Below are 6,343 nucleotides of genomic sequence, written 5' to 3'. Positions count from 1 at the left end.
CGTATCCGATGTCTGCTGCCTGTTCATATCGCGTCCGTTGAACGCTTCCTACGAGACAGTACCGAAATCAGCTCGGGCTAAACACATACCTTTCATTTGGTTCGCCTCTAGGGGTACGTTCGATTCCTCCGCGCCCCCTCGGGGGTTGAAAACCATCCCCAGCTGTTACCCTCCGGCGTTACTGGTCGGCTTTACTCTCAAGAATAGCAACGATATCAGATAGATCGAAGAGACGAAGATCCTTACGCTCGTCTGCAGCTTCCTCGACCGAGCGTTTGAACCCAGAACGGCTGAACAAGGCGAATTCATACGTCGGCTCACCACCTCCGATGGGTGTCCAGTCGATGTGCTCCACGTCGTCTTCGAGATCCGTGAGTACGTCATAACCGAGGGGGGTGTTGGTGAATTTCGCTTCGCCAACGATCAGCGTTGACTCGTCAGTTGGTGCGACGACATCTACCTCCCGGCCCTTGTACCACCACTGGCTTGGCACCTGTGTGAGCTGGTAGTCTGCATAGAGCGCCGGCACCGCCTGATGACAGAGTGACTCGAACGTCTCGCTGACGAAGTCGGGCAGTTCCGGTTCGATGAGATCCGCGTAGGCGTTCTCGCCGTAGAGTTCGTACTGTCCCCCGCGGCCGTAGAGATACCGGAAATAAAATCGGAACACGGGATCCCGAATCTGGTATCGCGTCCGCTTGCTGCGTGCCGGGTCGGCGAATGCTGGATGGTGTTTCTCGATGATCTGGAGCGTTTCAAGCCGGTCAAAGTAGTACGACGTGTTGGTGCTCTCGATGCCGGCTCCCTGGGCGATCTCGTTTCGACTGCGGTTCCCGCTGGCCATCGATTCCAGTACGGAGAAATACGTGTTCACCTCGTTGAGTTCCATCTGGAGGACGGTTTCGGGCTCGTCATGGAGTGGACCATCCGGGTCGCACAGCAGCCGCGTGATGTTCTCTCCGAGGTTCTGTGATGGATCGAGTGGGCTGAGATATCGGGGTGTGCCGCCGAAGACGCCATAGACGAACACCCGTTCTTCGGGATCGTACGTCGGCACGAACTCTTGGATGGAGCGAAACGGCAGCTGGGTGAGTTCGAGGCGGCCATTCGGTGTCTGGGATACCCGGCCGTAGAGTGGCGCACCGCCATCGAGGACGTGGGTATGAATCATGCCGATTGCAGAGCCTGTGAGTACGAGCGTCGCCTGACTCTCGTCGACAGCTGTATCCCACAGGTGTTGAATGACCGACGGAAGCCCCTCGTTCGATTCAATGAGGTACGGGAATTCGTCGATGACGATGATGGCGTCTCTGTCGGTGAGGTACGTTAAGAGCGGTTCCCATTCCTCTTTGACAGCCGTGATGTCTGGATAGGTCGTCGCTGCTGCCTCGACGAATCGCCTGAGCTGTGTCGTCGCTGTTCCTTGAACTGCCTGATAGTACACAGCATCGTCGCGGTCGGCAATCGATTGGCGGACGAGTTCGCTCTTGCCGATCTGGCGGCGTCCATAGATAATTGCGAGTTCTGCAGCGTCACTCTCATAAAGGGCCTGCAACCGATCGAGTTCCTCGATACGATCGACGAACTGGTCCATACCTCCAGTCGTGGTGGGAGATACAAACGAGTTCCGAAGTTAGGGGACGAACTATAATAGTCTGAGCTATAATATTCTGAACTCTAATGCGGCGGGCCAATTATTTGATCCTTCATCCACTAAGGCTCCGACAGATATTCCCGAATGTTCCGTCAGTCATCCTGAGAGCGGATTTCGCTGGCCCGCTGTTCAAGCCGGCGGAGGATCTGAATACGTCCCTGATTCGCATTCTCGTAGGCGACACACGCCCGCAGCGTCTCCATGTCGTTGGTGACATCCTCCTCGCCGTAAACAGCGAGGAGGATGTTACTGAACTGGTACGAGAGTCTGACGTCACGTTCATTGAGGAAGTAAATCAAGTAGATGGTAAGCAGGTGTACCACCAATACACCAAGAATGCGCCTAATTCGGTTGTGCCTGAATTTGAGAGCGAAGAAGAGGTCATTGAATGGTTTGAAAAGCAGTTTACTACCGATGAGCAACAAGCTATCAATAATGTCATCAAAATTTCCGATGAAATCCTCACAGAGAAAGAAGAGGGAGGTCACAGCTTCTCGACCTACAAGCAGATGGACTTAGAGGTGGTGCCAACAGTTCTGAACCAAGTCGAGTGGCGGCAGCAAGTTCCCGAAGTCGCGGCTGAACTCCTCTCCCATTTCATTCTCGCTCATTCAATGCCAAATACGAACCATCGGACCGCTATCGTCCTCGTCGATCGCTATCTCACCTCTATCGATGAGAACTTCAATATGCCAGATGCCGGTGAGGAAAATCAATGGAATTCGTGGGCCGCTGATGTGGCTGCCCCAGTACCAGGACAGTGACCTCGAGGATCTTCTCATGGACAAGTGACGCTCGGCCGAATGAGGCTCACATCGTACACACGAAAACGGCTAAGTGCGTTGGCTCACAATGTACACATCATGAGTACCGATAAGAAGCGCGTGCAGTTTCGGGCCCCCAATCGGCTCATCGACCGGGCCGACGCACTGGCCGCAGTCCTCGGAGAAGACCGAACAGACGTCCTCGTGACCGCGCTTCGAGAGTACCTCCAAGACGCCGCTCACGACGACGCACTCACCCAGGAGATCGCCGCCGCCTATTACGACGATGAGATCAGCTTCGAGCAGCTCAAAGCGCTCGTCGGCGCCGAAGAGGCGGCAAACCTCCGCGTGTTGAAACAGCAGTTGGACGAGGACTTCATCGACGAGATCGCCGACGCATAGATGTCGCGGCTCATCGCAGACGCCTCCGCCCTCGTAAGTCTCGGGATCGTTACCAACGACGACCCCGATCTACTCGCACTCTGTCTCTCCCGGTACGAGGTCGTCGTCCCAACGGCGGTCATCGATGAACTCCGAGAGATTGCCTCCTACGATGACGTCCATGGACACGCCGCGTCCGCCGTACTCGACCGAGCGAATTTATTCACGACACAGTCGGTCGATCTTGATGCCGAGTTTCCGCTCGATGACGGTGAAAACGCGGCGGTCACCCTCGCGAACGATCTCGAGGCTGCGCTTTTTCTCTGTGACGAGTTCAACCAACTTGGCTTGATCCACGCCTCACTCGCTGATACCCGGCTCGTCACGACACCGACACTGCTCTCGGTTCTCGTTCGAACTGAGCAACTATCGGCTGCCGATGCGCGACTGCTCCTCGATGAGATCAGCGACGCCCGTAGCTGGGACGCGAACAGCTACGTGCAACGGGCCCGATCTTTGTTCGAGGAGCCCTAACACCGAGGAAGATACTTCGGAGTGAATAGGAATGCCCGATAACGACGCTCTCTACGACGTTCGTGAACGAACCAAGAATCCCGAGCACGCATCAGTTGACGATGTGGTCGAACTTGTCCTCGAACGCGCACAGCATCCCCGGACGGAGCACCGGGACGCACATCTCGACGAGATGATTCTGCCAGTGTCAGTTCGGATCGTAGGGATTCGTTGCTGTATCGAGCCGATAGACATCCTCGACAGCGTCAAAGTCATCGTCAAACCCATACAGGTAGCCGAGCCCCTCAGTTTGCATATACGCAACAATGCAGGCATCGACGAACGAGAGGGGTTCGTGTTGGCGGAAGAGGGACTTCCCTGTCGCGAGGGCATCAGTGGTGAGTGAGTCGATGTGGAAGCAGGCGTTTTCTTCGATCCGATCGAGGAGATCAACGGCTGCGTCGTGGCCGGCGTGGGTTGTGAGGCCGTTGAGCGTTTCCGCGAGAACGTAGTCGAGGACGACTGCCTCCGGGAGCGTTCCATTGTCGACGCCTTGGAGCACAGGAAGCGCGGTATCGTGGAATGCATCCCGCCGGTATGAGGCGGCAAAGAGGACTGTCGTATCGATGAGTGCACGAGGCATTTACTCGACGTCGACGCCCCAAGCATCGTGATCGCTCGTTACATCGGTCGGCTCCTTACCAGCGTAGCCGTCGAAGTCGGCGAACGTGCCTGTTTGCTGTTGGATGACTTGGACCCGAATGCTCCCGTCGTCTTCGAGATGCCAGCGGAGCTGATCACCGTCGTCGATATCGAGTTCACGCCGTATTTGGGCGGGGATGTTTGCTTGATTTCCAGACACCTTGCTTTCGGCATCGATTCTGTCGCTGCTCATATCTCCCGGTAGGTGACCAGTCGTAAAAAGTTTAGTGTGCCGTCACACTACCCAGTACTACAAATAAATCTCCCAGAAGAGGACGCAAATCTACTCCAAGGTCGATGGGAGCTGTCCATCGGGTCTCGAAACACCCCCGCACTTGATCTCGTGATTTTCACTGCATTCACGATCGAGAATCTGTCCCTGGAGCGAGTGATCACGGACCTCGCTACTCACCCGTCAGTTCGTGTTGCTCTCGCTCCGTGTATCTCGCACGCTTCGATTGATCGATTCTACCGTTGGTAGAGTGTGCGTGCAAAACCCCACAATGCATGCAGGGGGGCCGACAAGGGGCTGGCGACGGCGTGTGACGTCCTCACCCCTCCACAGGAACGACTTCGGGCATATCATACGATCCGTCGATCAGCGACCAGTGGGGGCCGTAGAACCGCGCCGCGAAGCGCATTCCTCCTTCGGGGGCTGGCAGCCAGTTCGTCGCCTGTTCGGGGTCGTTCGGTTCCTCGTTCTGCACGTAGATGACGAGTTCGTTGGCGTCGGTGCGCAACAGCCCTTCTTCGAGCATGTAGCTGTTAATGCTGTAGCGGTCGAGGTCGTTCTCAACGAAGTAGCCCTGCGCGTCGTAGATCGGGATCTCCCAGAACTCGGTGACTGGCGGGAGGTTATCGAGGTCGAACGTGATGGTGTACCGGTTCGATCCGTCCAGTGGGTCACCGTTCGCGTCGATGAATTTGAACCCAGCGGCGTGAGACGCGGGCGAGTCGGGGCCTGCGAAACCAAAGTCTGCCATGGCGGCCCGGGTCAACCAGTCGGTTCTGAAGTCACCCGTGTTCTGAAGGACGTTCCAGCCGTTCATATCAACCATGACGTCGCCGTTGGCCTCCACCGCGGCGGCTCTGACGCGCTCGAACCCCCTCTCGAATCCGCTGGTCAGCGCCTCCTGTACGTCGGTCTCGAGGGCCGACCACTCGAACTCTAGTCCCAGACCGATTCCGACCTGCTCCAGTCGCTCGAGCATCGCAGCCTCCTTGCGGGAGTCGTCGATGAGCGGCATGCTCGGGTCGTTCAGAACGAGGCTGAGGAGCGTGAAGAAGTCCGCTGCAGTCTGATTCTCGACCTGCTGCTCTGTGAGTTCTGCCATTCGCGGAACTGTCTCGTAGTCGCCGGCAACGACCGACTGCTCCGCCCGCGGCACGCCCGAGCGGTCGTTTTCGAGCCACTCGCTGAGCGGGGTGATGGTCGTCTGCTCCTGCAGGTCGTTGACGTGCGCGATTTCGGATTCATCCGTGGGATCGCGCAGCGCGTACCGGAGTTCGGTCAACAGAGTCTTCGTCCCTGCTTGGACGACGTCGGTCGCGGCGAAGTCGCCCGGGATCTCGCCCTCGTAGTCGTCCGGCAAGATAAGGTACGACCGCGCGTCAGTGCCGTTAAACTGATTCCCGGCGTAGAGAGGGTAGATCCCGTACTGGTTCATCAACTCCAACGAGAAGTAGCGATCGGAGACTTCGGGCATCTCGATGACGACGGGTTCGTCCTGCAGGTCGAGGACGCCCTGCCCGTACAGGGTGGTAGCATTCGGACTGACCACAGCCGTGAAGTCGGCCGTTATCGGTCGGCCCTCGTTGGGATAGTACAACCGATTGACCCCCACGAAGACGTCGCTGTCCTCGTTCTGCGTGTAGTTGAAGCGCGTCACGTAGTAGATGACCTGCTGGAGTCCGTAGTAGTAGGCGTCTTCTGCGATCGATGCTACACTGGCATCCGTGTCGTTGTCTTGGCTCGCTTCGGATTCTCGATCGGCGGCGACTGTCCGCGTCACTGTCGGTCCACCAAGTGTGAGTCCGCCTGCGATGATTCCCCCTCTCTGGAGGGCCTCGCGGCGCGTCAGCGTTCGGGTGCTGAACTGGTGCACACCATTAGCTGTCTCGTCTAAATCCGGGATTCCTTGGTGAGTATTCGTCCCGCGAAGCGCGGTCCGGCGCGTAGCTCGTAGCGGTTCGGAGATCGATTCTGGCGTCGCGTGGTTTGTTTCTTTGCTCATGGGTATGGCTCATACCGCTCCGAGCAGCCCACAGCAGCAGTTGGGACCAACTCATACGTTCGCACTCCAGCATTCCATATAATACGTCGACGATT

The 6,343-nt window shown here is 57.3% G+C and carries 7 protein-coding genes; 3 read left to right on the top strand and 4 right to left on the bottom strand.

From position 1 onward, the window contains the following. Nucleotides 1–178: 178 nt before the first annotated feature. The gene (locus C492_RS08850) at nucleotides 179–1,594 is read right to left on the bottom strand and encodes an ATP-binding protein (RefSeq protein WP_008422551.1); all 1,416 of its coding nucleotides are present in this window, start codon (nucleotides 1,592–1,594) and stop codon (nucleotides 179–181) included. 86 nt (nucleotides 1,595–1,680) lie between these two features. On the opposite strand from C492_RS08850, the gene C492_RS24545 reads away from it, so the two are divergent. From C492_RS24545 to C492_RS08835, 3 genes are all read left to right on the top strand, one after another. Then, nucleotides 1,681–2,418, top strand: coding sequence for a hypothetical protein (locus C492_RS24545; RefSeq protein WP_169333444.1), 738 nt, complete (start codon nucleotides 1,681–1,683; stop codon nucleotides 2,416–2,418). A 99-nt stretch (nucleotides 2,419–2,517) separates the two neighbouring features. Then, nucleotides 2,518–2,820: a hypothetical protein gene (locus C492_RS08840; protein ID WP_049892897.1), complete on the top strand. Its 303-nt coding sequence runs from the start codon at nucleotides 2,518–2,520 to the stop codon at nucleotides 2,818–2,820. Next, nucleotides 2,821–3,333, top strand: a complete 513-nt coding sequence (locus tag C492_RS08835) for a PIN domain-containing protein (RefSeq protein ID WP_008422548.1) — start codon at nucleotides 2,821–2,823, stop codon at nucleotides 3,331–3,333. A 187-nt stretch (nucleotides 3,334–3,520) separates the two neighbouring features. Here C492_RS08835 and C492_RS08830 read toward each other — a convergent pair whose 3' ends face one another. The 3 genes from C492_RS08830 to C492_RS08820 all read right to left on the bottom strand — a co-directional run bounded on the left by C492_RS08830 (nucleotide 3,521) and on the right by C492_RS08820 (nucleotide 6,119). After that, nucleotides 3,521–3,955 carry a PIN domain-containing protein gene (locus C492_RS08830; protein ID WP_008422547.1) on the bottom strand — a complete coding sequence of 145 codons (435 nt, stop codon included), beginning with the start codon at nucleotides 3,953–3,955 and terminating at the stop codon, nucleotides 3,521–3,523. Continuing rightward, nucleotides 3,956–4,207 (bottom strand): AbrB/MazE/SpoVT family DNA-binding domain-containing protein, encoded by a 252-nt coding sequence (locus C492_RS08825; protein ID WP_008422546.1) that lies wholly within the window; start codon nucleotides 4,205–4,207, stop codon nucleotides 3,956–3,958. A gap of 358 nt (nucleotides 4,208–4,565) precedes the next feature. Beyond that, entirely contained in the window at nucleotides 4,566–6,119 is a 1,554-nt protein-coding gene (locus C492_RS08820) for a DUF1254 domain-containing protein (protein WP_239643413.1), read from the bottom strand. Nucleotides 6,120–6,343 lie beyond the last annotated feature (224 nt).

Origin of the sequence: Natronococcus jeotgali DSM 18795 (genome assembly GCF_000337695.1) — an archaeon.
In the GTDB taxonomy this organism is placed as follows: Archaea; Halobacteriota; Halobacteria; order Halobacteriales; family Natrialbaceae; genus Natronococcus; species Natronococcus jeotgali.
This window is presented reverse-complemented; position numbering and strand designations above follow the sequence as displayed.